This is a genomic window from Liquorilactobacillus sp., assembly GCF_047719775.1.
Taxonomy (GTDB): Bacteria; Bacillota; Bacilli; order Lactobacillales; family Lactobacillaceae; genus Liquorilactobacillus.
On sequence record NZ_JBDNTS010000007.1, the window covers coordinates 35,614 to 50,189 of the forward strand.

The 14,576-nt window shown below is 36.5% G+C and carries 18 protein-coding genes; 16 read left to right on the plus strand and 2 right to left on the minus strand.

Going from position 1 to position 14,576, the window contains the following annotated elements; all coding sequences use genetic code 11:
* The first annotated feature begins 280 nt into the window (after nucleotides 1–280).
* The 13 genes from ABF682_RS05250 to ABF682_RS05310 all read left to right on the plus strand — a co-directional run bounded on the left by ABF682_RS05250 (nucleotide 281) and on the right by ABF682_RS05310 (nucleotide 8,839).
* Nucleotides 281–814, plus strand: a complete 534-nt coding sequence (locus tag ABF682_RS05250; protein WP_415619193.1) for a YqeG family HAD IIIA-type phosphatase — start codon at nucleotides 281–283, stop codon at nucleotides 812–814.
* Nucleotides 807–1,925, plus strand: a complete 1,119-nt coding sequence (gene yqeH, locus ABF682_RS05255; RefSeq protein ID WP_415619194.1) for a ribosome biogenesis GTPase YqeH — start codon at nucleotides 807–809, stop codon at nucleotides 1,923–1,925. Before ABF682_RS05250 ends, yqeH begins: the two co-directional genes overlap by 8 nt.
* 10 nt (nucleotides 1,926–1,935) lie before the next feature.
* Nucleotides 1,936–2,250, plus strand: a complete 315-nt coding sequence (yhbY, locus tag ABF682_RS05260; RefSeq protein ID WP_289977620.1) for a ribosome assembly RNA-binding protein YhbY — start codon at nucleotides 1,936–1,938, stop codon at nucleotides 2,248–2,250.
* A 25-nt stretch (nucleotides 2,251–2,275) separates the two neighbouring features.
* Nucleotides 2,276–2,917: a nicotinate-nucleotide adenylyltransferase gene (locus ABF682_RS05265; RefSeq protein ID WP_289977618.1), complete on the plus strand. Its 642-nt coding sequence runs from the start codon at nucleotides 2,276–2,278 to the stop codon at nucleotides 2,915–2,917.
* Nucleotides 2,910–3,503, plus strand: a complete 594-nt coding sequence (yqeK, locus tag ABF682_RS05270) for a bis(5'-nucleosyl)-tetraphosphatase (symmetrical) YqeK (protein WP_289977617.1) — start codon at nucleotides 2,910–2,912, stop codon at nucleotides 3,501–3,503. The genes ABF682_RS05265 and yqeK overlap by 8 nt, the downstream gene beginning before the upstream one ends.
* Nucleotides 3,504–3,514: 11 nt before the next feature.
* Nucleotides 3,515–3,871, plus strand: coding sequence for a ribosome silencing factor (gene rsfS, locus ABF682_RS05275; protein WP_289977615.1), 357 nt, complete (start codon nucleotides 3,515–3,517; stop codon nucleotides 3,869–3,871).
* Nucleotides 3,871–4,608 carry a class I SAM-dependent DNA methyltransferase gene (locus ABF682_RS05280; protein WP_289977613.1) on the plus strand — a complete coding sequence of 246 codons (738 nt, stop codon included), beginning with the start codon at nucleotides 3,871–3,873 and terminating at the stop codon, nucleotides 4,606–4,608. Before rsfS ends, ABF682_RS05280 begins: the two co-directional genes overlap by 1 nt.
* A 12-nt stretch (nucleotides 4,609–4,620) precedes the next feature.
* Complete coding sequence (locus ABF682_RS05285; RefSeq protein ID WP_415619195.1) at nucleotides 4,621–5,763, plus strand: nucleotidyltransferase; 1,143 nt, start codon at nucleotides 4,621–4,623, stop codon at nucleotides 5,761–5,763.
* An 82-nt stretch (nucleotides 5,764–5,845) separates the two neighbouring features.
* A complete protein-coding gene (locus ABF682_RS05290; RefSeq protein ID WP_289977611.1) occupies nucleotides 5,846–6,376 on the plus strand; it encodes a YceD family protein in 531 nt (176 codons plus the stop codon).
* Between the two features lie 98 nt (nucleotides 6,377–6,474).
* The gene (gene rpmF, locus ABF682_RS05295) at nucleotides 6,475–6,651 is read left to right on the plus strand and encodes a 50S ribosomal protein L32 (RefSeq protein ID WP_415619196.1); all 177 of its coding nucleotides are present in this window, start codon (nucleotides 6,475–6,477) and stop codon (nucleotides 6,649–6,651) included.
* A 162-nt stretch (nucleotides 6,652–6,813) separates the two neighbouring features.
* Nucleotides 6,814–7,401: a ribosome biogenesis GTP-binding protein YihA/YsxC gene (gene yihA / locus ABF682_RS05300; protein WP_289977608.1), complete on the plus strand. Its 588-nt coding sequence runs from the start codon at nucleotides 6,814–6,816 to the stop codon at nucleotides 7,399–7,401.
* Nucleotides 7,402–7,417: 16 nt separating this feature from the next.
* On the plus strand, nucleotides 7,418–7,717 hold the full coding sequence (locus ABF682_RS05305) for a nucleoside triphosphate pyrophosphohydrolase family protein (RefSeq protein WP_289977606.1): 300 nt from the start codon (nucleotides 7,418–7,420) through the stop codon (nucleotides 7,715–7,717).
* 48 nt (nucleotides 7,718–7,765) lie between these two features.
* A complete protein-coding gene (locus ABF682_RS05310; protein WP_415619197.1) occupies nucleotides 7,766–8,839 on the plus strand; it encodes a S66 family peptidase in 1,074 nt (357 codons plus the stop codon).
* A 189-nt stretch (nucleotides 8,840–9,028) separates the two neighbouring features.
* Here ABF682_RS05310 and ABF682_RS05315 read toward each other — a convergent pair whose 3' ends face one another.
* Nucleotides 9,029–9,166: an SPJ_0845 family protein gene (locus ABF682_RS05315; protein WP_289977600.1), complete on the minus strand. Its 138-nt coding sequence runs from the start codon at nucleotides 9,164–9,166 to the stop codon at nucleotides 9,029–9,031.
* Between the two features lie 247 nt (nucleotides 9,167–9,413).
* On the opposite strand from ABF682_RS05315, the gene ABF682_RS05320 reads away from it, so the two are divergent.
* From ABF682_RS05320 to uvrC, 3 genes are all read left to right on the plus strand, one after another.
* Nucleotides 9,414–10,832, plus strand: a complete 1,419-nt coding sequence (locus ABF682_RS05320) for an ABC transporter substrate-binding protein/permease (RefSeq protein WP_415619236.1) — start codon at nucleotides 9,414–9,416, stop codon at nucleotides 10,830–10,832.
* 1 nt (nucleotide 10,833) lies between these two features.
* Nucleotides 10,834–11,559 carry an amino acid ABC transporter ATP-binding protein gene (locus tag ABF682_RS05325; RefSeq protein ID WP_289977730.1) on the plus strand — a complete coding sequence of 242 codons (726 nt, stop codon included), beginning with the start codon at nucleotides 10,834–10,836 and terminating at the stop codon, nucleotides 11,557–11,559.
* A 325-nt stretch (nucleotides 11,560–11,884) separates the two neighbouring features.
* Nucleotides 11,885–13,654 carry an excinuclease ABC subunit UvrC gene (gene uvrC, locus ABF682_RS05330; protein WP_415619198.1) on the plus strand — a complete coding sequence of 590 codons (1,770 nt, stop codon included), beginning with the start codon at nucleotides 11,885–11,887 and terminating at the stop codon, nucleotides 13,652–13,654.
* Here the strand turns inward: uvrC and ABF682_RS05335 are convergent, their stop codons facing one another.
* Entirely contained in the window at nucleotides 13,655–14,566 is a 912-nt protein-coding gene (locus tag ABF682_RS05335) for a cation diffusion facilitator family transporter (RefSeq protein ID WP_289977594.1), read from the minus strand. It lies immediately after the preceding gene.
* Nucleotides 14,567–14,576: the final 10 nt, after the last annotated feature.

Here is a 14,576-nt window from a genome sequence, read left to right on the forward strand (position 1 = left end):
TGTGCAAGCGAGTATGGCATAGGTCGAAAATTAAAGTACTAACTCGTAATTATGAACATAGCATTTTGCTATGAGTAACTCGAAGTAGACGGTAAATTTTGGCTTATGGTGCATGTTTATATGTTATTCATGAAGGGACCAGGTCAAAATCTAACTTTTGACCCAGCCCCTTTATTTTATTTATATTGGGAAATTTATTAATAAACGTAATTTTTTTGCTTTAAGTAGGGACAATAGAATATAATTAACAGACAAAAGGATTAATATAGGAGTGAACCAAATGCTGACTCGTTTCAAACCAACTTGGATGATTAACTCAATATATGAGATAACGCCAGCTGAAATTAGAGAGATGGGTATCAAAGTAATTTTAACTGACCTAGACAATACACTAATTGCATGGAATAATCCAGATGGCACTCCGGAGTTGAGAGAGTGGCTTGAGGTCATGAGGATTGAAAAGATTCCAGTGATTGTTGTTTCAAATAACAATCAAAAGCGTGTTGAAAAAGCCGTTGAGCCATTAGGGCTGCCTTTCATTGCACGTGCAATGAAACCCTTGACTAAGGGAATCAATGAAGCTAAGAAAAAATTTGCTTTAGAAGATAGACAGATAGTTTTAGTTGGTGACCAATTGTTAACAGATATTGCAGCAGCAAATGCAGCCAAAATAAAGAGTATCTGGGTCAAACCAATTATTGAGACAGACGCGTGGAATACGAAACTGAATCGTTTTATAGAAAAAATAATAAAAAAAAGATTACAAAAGGAAAATATTATAAAAAAAGTTTGGGGGCATTCATTGAATGACTGATGAAACTGAGGCACTATATTGTATTGGATGTGGCTCATTAATTCAAAGTGATAATCCTGACGAGCTGGGCTATGTACCTGCTTCCGCTTTGAAGAAACAAGTCGAAACTAAGGAATTATATTGTAAGAGATGTTTTAGATTGCGCCATTATAATGAAGTATCAGATGTTAGTTTGACGGACGATGATTTCTTGAAAATTCTGACGCAAATTGGAGACACTGATGCATTGATTGTAAATGTGATTGATATTTTTGATTTTAGTGGATCAATTATTCCGGGTATTCAGCGTTATGTAGGCAAAAATCCAATTTTGATGGTTGGAAATAAAGAGGATTTATTACCTAAATCACTCAAGCGTACAAAATTGAAAGACTGGATTAGGCAAAGTGCTAATTTAGTTGGGCTGAGACCAGTGGATGTTGCGTTAGTGAGTGCAGGAAAGAATCACGGAATAGCAACACTACTGTCTTTAATTGAAAAGTATCGTGAGGGACGTGACGTGTATGTTGTAGGGGTAACCAATGTTGGCAAGTCAACTTTGATTAATCAGATTATCAAGCAGCAAACGGGAATAAGCGAGTTGATTACTACATCGCGCTTTCCAGGAACAACCCTTGATAAAATAGAGATTCCATTAGATGACGAACATCTTTTGATTGATACTCCAGGAATTATTCATCAAGATCAAATGGCACATTTTCTTAGTGGTAAAGAGCTTAATATTGCCTCGCCGCAAAAAGAGATAAAGCCTAGAGTATACCAATTAAATGCGGGCCAAACACTTTTTCTTGGTGGTTTAGCGCGTTTTGATTATATTTCTGGTGAAAAGGATGGAATTATTGTTTATACAGATAATAATTTGATGTTGCACCGAACAAAATTAGAAAATGCAGATATGTTTTATGAGAAACATGTTGGGGAATTACTGCAACCGCCGTCTGAAGAAACATTGACAAAATTGCCAGAGTTGGTGAGATTTGAATTTAAGACCGTCCAAAAGAGTGACTTGGTCTTCTCTGGTCTAGGGTGGATTACTATTCCGGCAAAGGCTGTAGTTGCTGGATGGGCACCAAAGGGCGTAACTGTAACTATTAGACGTGCGATGATTTAAGGAGAAATAAATGAATTTATTGAATGGAAAACAGAAGAAATTTTTAAAAGCCAAGGCACATAACATGAAACCCATTTTTCAAGTTGGTAAAGAGGGAATCTCTGATAAGTGGGTTGAACAAATTAGATATGCTTTGGATAAGCGTGAGTTAGTAAAGGTCAATGTGTTGCAAGGCTCTGATTTTGAAGCAAGTGATGTATCTGATTACTTAACAGAGAATACTGACATTGTTGTTGTTCAAGTCATCGGGCATGTACTTGTTTTGTATCGCCAATCATCCAAGATAGAAAAGCGTGAAATTTCGGTTGAATTACAAGGTCTTTAGTATAGGGTATAGGGAGTGTCAATAGATGAATGTGAATACACTCGTGAAATCAGTTATTCAGGCTAATCCTGCAGTCGAGTCAAATGAGAGTCAGAAGAAGAAACGAGTAGGTATATTAGGAGGGACCTTCAATCCACCACATACAGGTCATCTAATAATTGCTGAGCAAGTTACGAGTCAACTTGATTTGGATGAGATGTTATTCATGCCGGATGCTTTACCACCACATGTTGATCATAAGGATGCCATAGCGGCTGCTGAAAGAAGAAAGATGGTCGAATTAAGTATTGCAGGGAACCCACTTTTTAGTTTAGAAACTGCTGAATTGGAGCGTGGCGGAGTAAGCTATACTTTTGATACTATAGTTGAATTAAAGAAGAAACATCCTGATTATGAGTACTATTTTATTATTGGTGGAGATATGGTGGCCTACCTTCCGAAATGGCACCGTATTGCTGAATTGGTAAAATTGGTTCACTTTGTAGGAGTTGCGAGAGCTAATTTCCCAAGAAAGAGCGATTATCCGGTAATGTGGGTCGACATACCATTGATTGAAATCAGTTCAACACAGATTCGCTGGAATATTCAGCATAATTGTTCAATCAAATATTTGGTCCCTGAAGATGTAGTGCATTATATTAAGGAAGAAGGTCTTTATCTTGAATAAGCAAGAAGATAGCCATAAATATTTTCCAGGCACAAGGGATGAACTATTAGTGCAAGTTAGAAAGAGTGTCAGTGATAAGCGTTATCAGCACATACTAGGTGTTGAGCAAGCGGCAATTAAGCTTGCTGAGCTGAATAAATTTGAGATTGAAAAGGCAAGTATTGCAGCTTTGGTACATGACTATGCCAAGGAACGCAGTGCTGCAGAGTTTAAGCAAGTTATAATGAAGAAGAAACTTGACACGGACCTGTTGAATTGGAATAATTTTATTTGGCACGGAGTTGTTGGTGCTGAAATTATAAAAGATGAATTGCATATTGTAGATGAAGAAATTTTGAATGCAGTAAGGAAACATACTATCGGCGCTGAGGACATGACTACCCTTGATAAAATTATTTACGTTGCCGATTATGTTGAGGATGGCAGGATATTCCCAGATGTCAGTCTTGCACGAACGTTAGCTTATAATAATTTGAATGATGCTGTTGCATTTGAGACTAAACATACATTGGAATATCTGATTTCGACTAACGGCGAGGTGTACCCTGATGCAATTTTGACTTATAATAAATGGGTAGTTAAATAAAGGAGAATTTAATGGATAGTAAAGAAATATTAAAAGTTGTTGTTGAAGCAGCTGACAGCAAGCGTGCCGAAGATATTGTTGCACTGGATGTCAGTAAAATAAGCTATTTAGCTGATTACTTTGTGATAATGCAAGCAGATTCTGAGCGCCAAGTTAAGGCAATTGTTGACGGTATCGAAGAAGAAGTTGAGAAAAATGGGATTGACATCAAACAAGTTGAAGGAAAAAGCAGTGGTAACTGGATTTTGATTGATTTAAGAGATGTAGTTGTTCATGTATTCAAATCAGAGACAAGAGGCTTTTATAATCTTGAAAAGCTTTGGGCCGATGCGCCAATGGTTGAAGTTAATGATTGGATTACAGAATAATGATTTACTCGGCATTTGCGCAAGTCTATGACGAGTTGATGGATCCGCAAATCTACGATAACTGGTTGAAATTGGTTGATACAGTTACAAGTAAGCAAAAAAAAAAATTACTGGATTTGGCATGTGGTGCTGGTAGATTGGCAGTACTGCTTGCCAAGAGCGGTTATCAGGTGACCGGAGCAGATTTATCAGAAGAAATGCTGGCACTTGCGGAAGCTCGCGCTCGGAAAGCTCGGGTTGAATTGGAACTTTTGCAGGTGAATATGACTGATTTGAATGAGTTAGAGAATTTTGATGTTGTAACTTGTGGACTAGATTCACTATGTTATCTTGCTGATAATGAAGAACTATTACAGACCTTTCGAGAAGTTGCGGGTCACCTAAATAAAGATGGAATATTTATCTTTGATGTACTTTCTCCATATCAGACGGATGTTATTTATCCGGGGTATATGTATAATTATACGACGCAGGAGCAAGCTTTTTTGTGGGAAAGTTTTGCGGGTGAAGTCCCACATAGTGTTATCCATGATTTGACTTTTTTTGTTGCAGATAAAAAAAAGTTGAGTTATCAGCGGTATGAAGAAACTCATTATGAACGAACTTACGAGTTAGATGTATATTTAGAGCTTCTTGCTAAAGCTGGATTTAAGAGAATTGAAGCGACTGCGGATTACGGAAATCGGGAAATTGATGATAAAACAACTCGTTTTTTCTTTGTTTGTCATAAGTCATAGGGAGGTATGTGTATGGATATTGTGGGGATAGTTACCGAGTATAATCCATTACACAATGGACATCTATATCAAATTAATGAAGTGAAAAAAAGATTTCCGAATGCTGTCATAGTTGTTGTAATGAGCGGCAATTTTTTGGAGCGCGGGGAGCCTGCCATTCTTGATAAGTGGACAAGGGCAAAAGAAGCAATCCTAAGTGGTATTAATCTGGTTGTTGAATTACCTGTAGCTTTCTGTGTTCAGCCAGCAGATTTTTTTGCATTTGGAGCACTCAGAATTCTTAAAGAATTAGGTGTACAAAAATTAGTTTTTGGTGTTGAAAATGCAGACTATGACTTTGCCGAAATGGCACAATTGACCAAGAGGGTGCACGGAGATTTTTCGATTTATAATGAGTCTTATGCAAAGGCGTATCAGAGAGCTATTACGCAAAAAACCGGAGTAGATGTCTCTGAGCCAAATAATCTTTTAGGGTTAGCATATGCAAAAGCAAATCTAAAATTAGGTTCTTTTTTAGAATTGATACCAATTCAAAGAAAGTCAGCAGAGCATCATGATCGACAGCTGCCGGTTGCTTCACAGATTGCCAGCGCTTCAGCAATCAGAAGTGCAGTATTGACTAATAAAGAATTAGTTATTGACTTTGTACCTGACTTGACGGGTGCAGATCTTCGGCAATCAAAAAAGCTAAGCTGGGTAGACTTTTGGCCACTCCTTAAATATCAAGTTTTGACAAGCAAGATAGAAGATTTAAGCGAAATATATGGAATAACGGAAGGACTTGAATTTCGACTTAGGGATAAGCTAGAGAGAATGGGACCAACGGTGACTTTTGCGGATTGGGTAAGTGAAGTTAAGTCAAAGCGCTTTACGTATACGCACCTAACAAGGCTGGCGACGATGATTTTACTACAAGCAAAGAAAGAAGAAGTTGAGCAAGTCGAACAGAATCCTTACATTAGAATATTAGGATTTGATAACCTGGGTCAGAAGCATTTAAATATGATAAAGAAGAAGATGACATTTCCAGTTGTTTCTAGGGTCTCGCAAGAGATAGCCGCGAATTTGCTGAGTTTGGACTATCGAGCAGGATTAGTATATAGTCAGATTAGCGGTCAGCGCCAGGATTTTGGTCAAAGTCCATTTCAACGATAGTTAATGCTGTCAAGGAAAAAACATTGACAATGTATTTTTTGACAGGTATAATCAAGTTTGTTGCATTAGGAGGAAGTATTGAATGAAGTGGTCTTTGAATGAGCTAGGACAGATCGGTTCAACACCTTTTCAGTTTGATGAGGTCGTTAACTTAACTGATTCGATTGGTAAACGAAATAGCGAGATCACTGCTATTTCTCCGGCACATGTAAGCGGCTTTTTCGTAGTAGATAGTTTAGGTCTCCTTGGTTCGTTCAAGGTAAGCGTCAAGGTGACACTGCCTTCTACTAGGTCTCTCAAGTTGGTTGAAGTTCCGCTTGATTTTGAAGTGAGTGAATATTATGTGAGCTACAGGACACATGATTTATCTAGATTTGATGCTAATGATGTCGTGATTATTTTGGAAAATGATATTTTCAATCTTGATCAAGCGGTCGAGGATAATATATTATTACAAATTCCAACAAGAGTTCTGACAACTGATGAAGAAGCTAGTGCGAGCTTACCTCAAGGTAAAGATTGGGAAGTTTCTGACGATAGTCGCAATGATCAAATACGAAAAGATAAGAATACTGTTGATCCAAGATTAGCAAAGCTAAAGGACTTTTTTTGATAGAAAAAACGGAATTTTAGTAGTTGCAAAATTGTTGAATTAAAAGTACAATTCTTTTTGTTGATTAATTTTATTAATTCGAAGGAGGTGGCGTTAAGATGGCAGTACCAGCACGTAAAACATCAAAGACTCGTAAGAGATTACGTCGTACACACTACAAGTTGCAAGTTCCAGGTATGAGTGCATGCCCTAACTGTGGTGAATTAAGGAAATCTCATCATGTATGCCCAGGTTGTGGGTTTTACGGTGATAAGGAAGTTGTAAAAGTTGATTAATAATTGAGGTGAGGGACCATGGCCCTTATTTCTTTTTTGATGAATGATGCATCCCAAGCTAAATGAGCGGGGATGTTTTTTTTTGCAAAAATATGTTTTATTGTTAGAGTCAGGAAGACAAGATATGGTAGAATTTAACAGTATAGGAAGGATCGTAAGTAGATGAAAGTTCATAATGTAAATCTCAAAATAAGTGCTGTTAAGCCAGAACAGTATCCCGAGGAAGGATACCCTGAAGTTGCATTGGTGGGCAGATCTAATGTTGGTAAATCTTCTTTAATTAATCGCTTAATTAATAGAAAGAGCTATGCACGGACATCAAGTCAGCCTGGTAAAACACAGACATTGAATTTCTATGATGTAGAATCATTGCTTTATCTAGTTGATGTTCCTGGGTATGGGTATGCAAAGGTTTCTAAAACTGAGCGTGAAAAATGGGGCAGAATGATTGAAACGTACTTGGTGCAACGTGAACCATTGAGAGGAGTCATTTCTCTGATTGATGGGCGTCATGAGCCAACGGAATTAGACGTGCAAATGGTCGAATTTCTGCAATATTATAACCTGCCAGTTTTATTGGTGGCTACAAAGATTGACAAAGTACCAAGAAGTAAATGGAATAAAGTTGAAAAAGATATCAAAAAGAAGATAAGATTGAATGAGGAAGACAAGTTAATACTCTTTTCTGCTACTGAAAAAATTGGTGATGAGATTGTTTGGAATTGGATAGAAGAAAAAATAAATGGTTAAGGGAGATTGGAATTAGATGGAATTTAATGAATATCAAGAAGCGGCTACGAGAACACTGTATGGCAATGAGCAGGTACTCACAAATTGCGCACTTGGACTTGCTGGAGAGAGCGGTCAGGTAGTAGATCTCATCAAGAATTACACATTTAAAGGGAAAGAACTCAATCGTGAGGAAATGATGCATGAGATGGGGGATGTTCTATGGTATTTGTCACAAATTGCTGCCTGGGCAGATATTCCTTTTGATGAAATCGCTAAGGACAATATTGAGACACTTAATAAACGGTATCCACATGGATTTGCACAAGATAACTAGGAATTGGTTCACCTAACTGAAGAATAAATCTAAAAAAGGAGGATCTTAATGAAACCACCGACATTAAAAATTGGAAATAAGGTTGCAATTGTGAGTCTATCTAGTGGTGTTTTAGGTGAAGATTTTGCAAAACATCAAAGAAGCTTAGGAGAAAAAAGGCTTCGTGACTATGGTGTGGAGCCGGTCTACATGACTAATGCACTACGAGGAATGTCATACTTACAAAATCATCCAGAGGAACGTGCTGCGGATTTAAAGGAAGCTTTTTTGCGTGATGATATTCAAGGAATATTCTGTGTGATAGGTGGGGATGATACATATAGATTGTTACCCTATTTACTTGATGATCAAGAATTTATTGTGGCAGTTCATGATCATCCAAAATTATTTTCTGGTTTTTCTGATACAACAATTAATCATCTGATGTTTTATAAGCTAGGATTGCAAACCTTTTATGGACCTAACTTCTTAAATGATCTAGCAGAACTGGATAATGATTTGTTGCCATACACAGCGAATACTATCAGTAACTATTTTAAGAATACTACTGGTCTGAAAATTATTTCAAGTGATATATGGTATGAAGAGCGAACTGACTTTTCACCTGAAGCTATTGGAACTGCACGGGTTAGTCATGCAGAAAGTCTGGGATATGAGACTTTAAATGGTAAAGGCATAGTAACTGGGCAGTTGCTTGGTGGATGTATAGACAGTCTAAATGACATTTTGACAAGCTCAAGGTATCCTGATGAGAGTGAAGTTTGTTTTAAATATGGAATATTTCCTGAAATAAAACAATGGAAAGATAAAATTCTCTTTATTGAAACTAGTGAGGAGAGACCTACTCCGAGCGAATATGAAGTAATGCTTAATAATTTGGAACAAAGCGGAATATTTGGTGTGATTAAAGCTATAATTTCAGGTAAACCACAAAATAATGTGTACTACGAAGAGTATCAAGAAAAATTGCAGATGGTGGCAGAAAAACATAACTTACCTGTACTAATGAACGTTAATTTTGGGCACGCATATCCTAGAACTTTAATACCTTATGGATGTATGGCAAAGATTGATTTTAATAAGAAAACATTTACAATTGTTGAATCTTTATTCGAAGAATAAAGATATAAAGAGATAGCTAGCAAAAGAGACTTATTGTTGTGAAATGAATACCGTCCTCCAAAAGTTAGGTTAGAAATAACTTTCGGAGGACGGTATTTTTATGATTAAACTTTGTTTTGCACCAAGCCTATTTATCAAGTTCGCACAAAGATAAAGTGGTTCTATAAATTAAAAAATGTTTCTTCGTTATTAATTCTTTTTATCTTTTTCGTCAGTTTTTTTCTTCTCATCTTTTGGCTTTTGCGTTGTTCGCGGTTGCTTTGGATCAACCGCGAATTTGCCGAAGAGTTCATCCAATTTTGTCTGGCTGTTCACCGTAAGTCCCATAATTTAGTCTCCTTCACATAATTATTATTACTAATAGAGTATCAGTTTGCAGGAAAAAGTTCAATTAGAATATAATATGTATATTTAATGCTTTATACACTTTATCGGTGCATATAAAATGTTTATTTGACAATTTTATTGAATAATAATTCTTTTTACTGTATACTTAACATCGTTGGGTTAGAAAAGATAAGGGAGAAATTTAATGAAAAGTAAAAAGATTTGGATTACTTTGGTAATTTTAATTATGATGTTGCTGGTACCCTTGGGTAAAGTGAGTGCCTCAAATGATGGTTATTTACAGAAAGTCAAGGATAAGGGTACACTTGTGGTTGGGACAAGTGCGGATTATCCACCTTATGAATTTACAGTAAAACAAAGTGGAAAAACAAGTTACGTGGGTTTGGACATTGAGATTGCGAAAAAATTCGCAAAAGATTTGGGTGTGAAATTAGAAATCAAAAATATGAATTTCGATTCACTGCTGGTTGCACTCGAGACCCACAAAGTTGATGCTGTTATTTCGGGAATGAATCCGACGCCTGAACGACAAAAAAGTGTTGATTTCTCAAATGTTTATTATAGAGGGCAGCAGTATATGTTGATTAATAAAAAAGATGCAGCACTTTATAAAAATATTCATAGTTTTAAGAATAAGACGATTGGCGCTCAGACAGGTTCACTGCAGTATGACCTTGTTAAGAAGCAGATGAAGAATAATCAGGTAAAAGGTTTGGCTAAGTTGAATGATTTGGTAATAGCTCTTGAATCAGGAAAGGTTAATGCAGTTGCAATGGAAGAGGCAACTGCAAAGGCATTCGCACAAAATAATAGTTCATTAAAAGTTATCAATCCCGAATTTAATGTCAATTCTAGTCAGACAGGTTCAGCGATGGCATTTCCCAAAGGTGCGACGAGCCTAGTTAAGGCAGCTGATAAAACAATCGCTGAAATTCAGAAGAAAAATCTGATAAATAAGCAATACATTCCTTTAGCAGGAAAGTATATGACTAATAATTCAAAGAAGAATTCAATGTGGAGTTATTGGACCTATTTTGCAAAGGGAATTGAGTATACATTGATAATAACTGTTGTTTCAGTTTTCTTCGGATTCATATTAGGCGTAATATTAGCACTCTTGCGTTTATCTAAGAACAAGCTGGGCAAGGCAGTTGCAGTCGCATATATTGAATTTGTCAGAGGAACACCGTTGATGGTTCAGGTAATGTTTGTTTATTTTGGAGTGGGCGCAGTTATTCAGTCATTGCCAGCGCTGCTTGCGGGTATAATTGCTGTTTCATTAAATTCAGCGGCTTATGTTGCTGAAGTCATTCGCTCAGGGATTGAGTCGATACCAACAGGACAAACGGAAGCCGCAAGAAGTCTTGGCTTATCACAATCACTAACATATAGATATGTTGTGATTCCACAAGCCTTAAAGAACATTTGGCCAGCTTTAGGAAATGAATTTATTACATTAATTAAAGAGAGTTCAATTGTCTCTATTATTGGTGTTGGTGATTTGATGTACCAGATGCAGCTGGTACAATCAGCAACGTATAAGGGTGTAATTCCTATCTTTATTACAATGGTCATTTATTTTGTAATGACATTTGGGCTTTCAAAGGTCTTAGGATATTTTGAAGGGAGAATGAAACATGCCTAATATGATTGAAATAAAAAACCTCGAAAAATCATTTGGTGATAATCAGGTTTTAAAAAATATTACTGAGGTTGTGAAAAAAGGTCAAGTTATCTGTGTAATTGGACCTTCAGGTTCAGGAAAGAGTACCTTTTTAAGATGTTTGAATGTATTGGAGCAGCCATCTGCAGGGCAGATAATTTTTGAAGGACAAGATTTAACAAACATTTCTGAGATTGAATTAAATAAACTCAGAGAACGTATGGGAATGGTTTTTCAAAGCTTTAATCTTTTCCCAAATATGAATGTAATAGACAACGTTAAGCTTGCACCGTTGAAAGTTAAAAAAACTATGGAAAAAGAAGCAATACAAAAAGCTGGCCAGTTATTGGAGCAAGTCGGTTTGGCAGATAAAGCTGAACAGTTTCCCTTGAGCCTTTCAGGTGGACAACAGCAACGTGTTGCGATTGCACGGGCACTTGCAATGAATCCAGAAGTTATGCTCTTTGATGAACCAACATCCGCGTTAGATCCTGAGATGGTCGGTGAAGTTTTAAAAGTAATGCAAGATCTTGCCGAATCAGGAATGACAATGATTGTTGTAACCCATGAGATGGGATTTGCAAAGAAAGTTGCTGATCAGATATGGTTCATGGATGAAGGGTATATTCAAGAAAAAGGTACACCAAGTGAATTTTTCGCGAATCCAAAGACAAGTCGTGCTAAAGAGTTTTTGTCAAAAATACTATAATTGTATAGTTGAAAGTAAGAGTTAGTTGTTTTTAATAATCCAGTTTAATAATTGTTAAGACTATTTAAACATTTGTATATGGAGCTGAGTCAAGGCGCAAGTTTTGAAAACAGCTCTTTTTTTGTTACGGTTGAAACGGAAACTATATTTTGGTGTGCTTTCTTAAGTCAGTTTTCTTGCTCAAATTTTAAGAGAGACGCACTGGTTTATGACGTACTCACAAGTAAGAAGAATATTAGAAGTGGAAGTCTTTTCCTATAAACTTGATTGTTGCTGTAATATAATATTATAAGAATTCTTTCGGTAGATGGAGGTGTATATTAAGGTGGCAACACAGCACATTGAAAATAAATTAAAATTGTTACCAGACTTACCAGGTTGTTACTTGATGAAAGATATTAATAGTAAGATCATTTATGTTGGTAAAGCCAAAAATTTGAAAAATAGAGTACGTTCGTATTTTAAAAGTATGCATGAAGGTAAGACCGCAAAATTAGTTGCAGAAATAAGAGATTTTGAAACGATTATTACTTCAACAGATAAAGAGGCCTTCCTGTTAGAAATCACACTGATTCAAAAACATAAACCTTATTACAATATAAAATTAAAAAGAGGAACAGGTTATCCGTATATCAAGATTACAAATGAAAAAGACCCAACATTGAAAATTGTAAGTCAGGTCAAAAAAGATGGTGCCTATTATTTTGGACCCTACCCGAATGTTTATGCCGCGAGTGAGACGATGCACCTCTTGCAGCGTGTTTATCCACTTAGGCGATGTAATGGTTATCAGAAACGACCGTGCTTGTATTATCACATGGGACAATGCCTAGGGGCTTGTTTTAAAGAAGTAAAAGCGGAAGAGTATGATAAGCAAATCAAAAAAATAAAAACTTTTTTGAATGGTAATGTAGGTGCTATCAAAAAAACGTTGGAGAGCAAGATGAATGCTGCTGCACAGAAGCTTGAATTTGAAAGGGCAGCTGAGCTTCGTGATCAGATGCACTATATTGAAGTAACTGTAGAAAAGCAGAAAATAATCTCAAATGATAATACGCCAAGAGACTTGTTCAACTTTTACATGGACAAAGGCTGGATATCAATGCAAGTTTTCTTTATTCGCCAGGCGCGCTTAATTAAACGTGAGAAACGGCTTTTCCCCTGTATAGATACACCAGAGGCCGAGCTTGAGTCATTTATTTTACAATTTTATAATCAAAAAAATAGAATTCTCCCTAAAGAAATTCTTGTTCCTAAAGGAGTAAGCCACGATGTATTAGGTGAGATATTACAAGTCCCCGTTAAAACACCAATTAGGGGAACAAAGAAAAATTTGATGGAGCTTGGACAAGAAAATGCAAGACTGGTTCTTGAAGAAAAATTCCGTTTGCTGGAACTGGATGATCGCAAAACAACAGGTGCAATGGATGAACTAATGAAGGCTCTAAATCTGCCATTGGGACATCGAATTGAGTCATTTGATCATTCACATATTCAGGGAACCGATATTGTTTCGGCGATGGTTTCATTCTTGGATGGTCGACCGCAAAAAAGTCAATATCGCAAGTATAAGTTACGCACGGTCACTCATGCAGACGAAAGTGCAAGTACGAGAGAGGTAATCAGAAGAAGATATATTAGATTGTTGAAAGAGCACAGTGAATTGCCTGATTTAATCTTAATGGATGGAGCGGAAATTCAAATTGAAGCTGCACAAGACATATTGCAAAATGAACTTGGATTAAATATACCGGTGGCAGGAATGGTCAAAGATAACCATCATAAAACTGCAGATTTAATGAATATGCAGTATCAAAAAGTAGCATTAGACCCAAAAAGTGAAGGGTTTTACTTGCTTCAACGTATTCAAGATGAAGTTCACAGATTTGCGATAACATTTCATCGCCAAACACATTCTAAAAATTCTTTGTCTTCACGATTAGATTTAATTCCCGGAATTGGTCCAAAATCACGCATTAAATTATTAAGAAAATTTGGATCTATGAAAAAGATTGCAGATGCTTCTCTGGAAGATATTCAAGCCTTAGGTATTTCTAAGAAGGTTGCCCAAACAATTAAATTAAGTCTTAAGTAACTAATGACTGTTTAGTTCATTTGGTTGTTGGGGTTCATAGTCAACGTCCCAAGGTTCAACATGAACATCAGTATCGAAAACGCCATATTCTCGTTGGAGGAGACTCTCAATTTTTTCTGTAATATGATGGCTTTTTCGCACTGTCATTTGCGGATCTACCCAGATAATAATGTCTACAAAAACATTCGCACCATATGAACGGCCTTGAATATTATGGACAAGTTCGACACCGGGAATCTTTTCAACCTCAATTGTGTATTTTTCGAGCAGGTCGTCATCAAAACCGTCAGATAATGAGAAAGCACTTGCTGAGAAAATATCATAAGCCGTTTTGAGAATTAAAAGACCAATCAAAAAGGCAACAACACCATCAAGCCAAGCCATATTAAAATTAGCTGCGAAGATTGTAATTGATGTTCCAAAACTAGTCCAAGCATCGCTTCTGCAATCTTTTGCAATTGCGAGCAATGATTGTGAGTTTATTTTTTTTGCTTGGTGTGCATTATGGAGGTAGACACTATACATTATCAATCCACTGAAAACACCAACAAATAAGGCATAAATATCAGGTGATTCGTGATCACCTGATAAGATATTTTTGATTGAAGTATAAAGGACACTCAGACCTACCAGCAGCATAATTAGTGAAGTCAAGAAGGTTGCAATTGTTTCGGCTTTCCAATGCCCATATTGGTGGTGTTCATCTGGTGGGCGGGTAGCTAAACGCAGTCCAACCATGATAGCACAGGATGAAAAAATATCGGTCACATTATTGAATCCATCTGCAATTAGTGTTTGAGAGTGACTTAATTGGCCGATGATGACCTTTAATAGGGAGAGTAGAATATAAGCGCAAAGACTAATTAAGACACCTTTTTGAGCTGTTTTTAGATTTTTATATCTTTGCTGCATTTTGAACACC

Excerpts from the sequence above, each read along its gene's own strand:
- ABF682_RS05315 (WP_289977600.1), bottom strand. The coding sequence starts at position 9,166 with ATGGGACTTACGGTGAACAGCCAGACAAAATTGGATGAACTCTTCGGC.
- ABF682_RS05280 (WP_289977613.1), top strand. The coding sequence starts at position 3,871 with ATGATTTACTCGGCATTTGCGCAAGTCTATGACGAGTTGATGGATCCG.
- ABF682_RS05320 (WP_415619236.1), top strand. The coding sequence starts at position 9,414 with ATGATGTTGCTGGTACCCTTGGGTAAAGTGAGTGCCTCAAATGATGGT.
- yihA (WP_289977608.1), top strand. The coding sequence starts at position 6,814 with ATGAAAGTTCATAATGTAAATCTCAAAATAAGTGCTGTTAAGCCAGAA.
- ABF682_RS05310 (WP_415619197.1), top strand. The coding sequence starts at position 7,766 with ATGAAACCACCGACATTAAAAATTGGAAATAAGGTTGCAATTGTGAGT.
- ABF682_RS05290 (WP_289977611.1), top strand. The coding sequence starts at position 5,846 with ATGAAGTGGTCTTTGAATGAGCTAGGACAGATCGGTTCAACACCTTTT.
- rsfS (WP_289977615.1), top strand. The coding sequence starts at position 3,515 with ATGGATAGTAAAGAAATATTAAAAGTTGTTGTTGAAGCAGCTGACAGC.
- yhbY (WP_289977620.1), top strand. The coding sequence starts at position 1,936 with ATGAATTTATTGAATGGAAAACAGAAGAAATTTTTAAAAGCCAAGGCA.
- ABF682_RS05250 (WP_415619193.1), top strand. The coding sequence starts at position 281 with ATGCTGACTCGTTTCAAACCAACTTGGATGATTAACTCAATATATGAG.
- ABF682_RS05265 (WP_289977618.1), top strand. The coding sequence starts at position 2,276 with ATGAATGTGAATACACTCGTGAAATCAGTTATTCAGGCTAATCCTGCA.
- ABF682_RS05305 (WP_289977606.1), top strand. The coding sequence starts at position 7,418 with ATGGAATTTAATGAATATCAAGAAGCGGCTACGAGAACACTGTATGGC.
- rpmF (WP_415619196.1), top strand. The coding sequence starts at position 6,475 with ATGGCAGTACCAGCACGTAAAACATCAAAGACTCGTAAGAGATTACGT.
- ABF682_RS05325 (WP_289977730.1), top strand. The coding sequence starts at position 10,834 with ATGATTGAAATAAAAAACCTCGAAAAATCATTTGGTGATAATCAGGTT.
- ABF682_RS05285 (WP_415619195.1), top strand. The coding sequence starts at position 4,621 with ATGGATATTGTGGGGATAGTTACCGAGTATAATCCATTACACAATGGA.
- ABF682_RS05335 (WP_289977594.1), bottom strand. The coding sequence starts at position 14,566 with ATGCAGCAAAGATATAAAAATCTAAAAACAGCTCAAAAAGGTGTCTTA.
- yqeH (WP_415619194.1), top strand. The coding sequence starts at position 807 with ATGACTGATGAAACTGAGGCACTATATTGTATTGGATGTGGCTCATTA.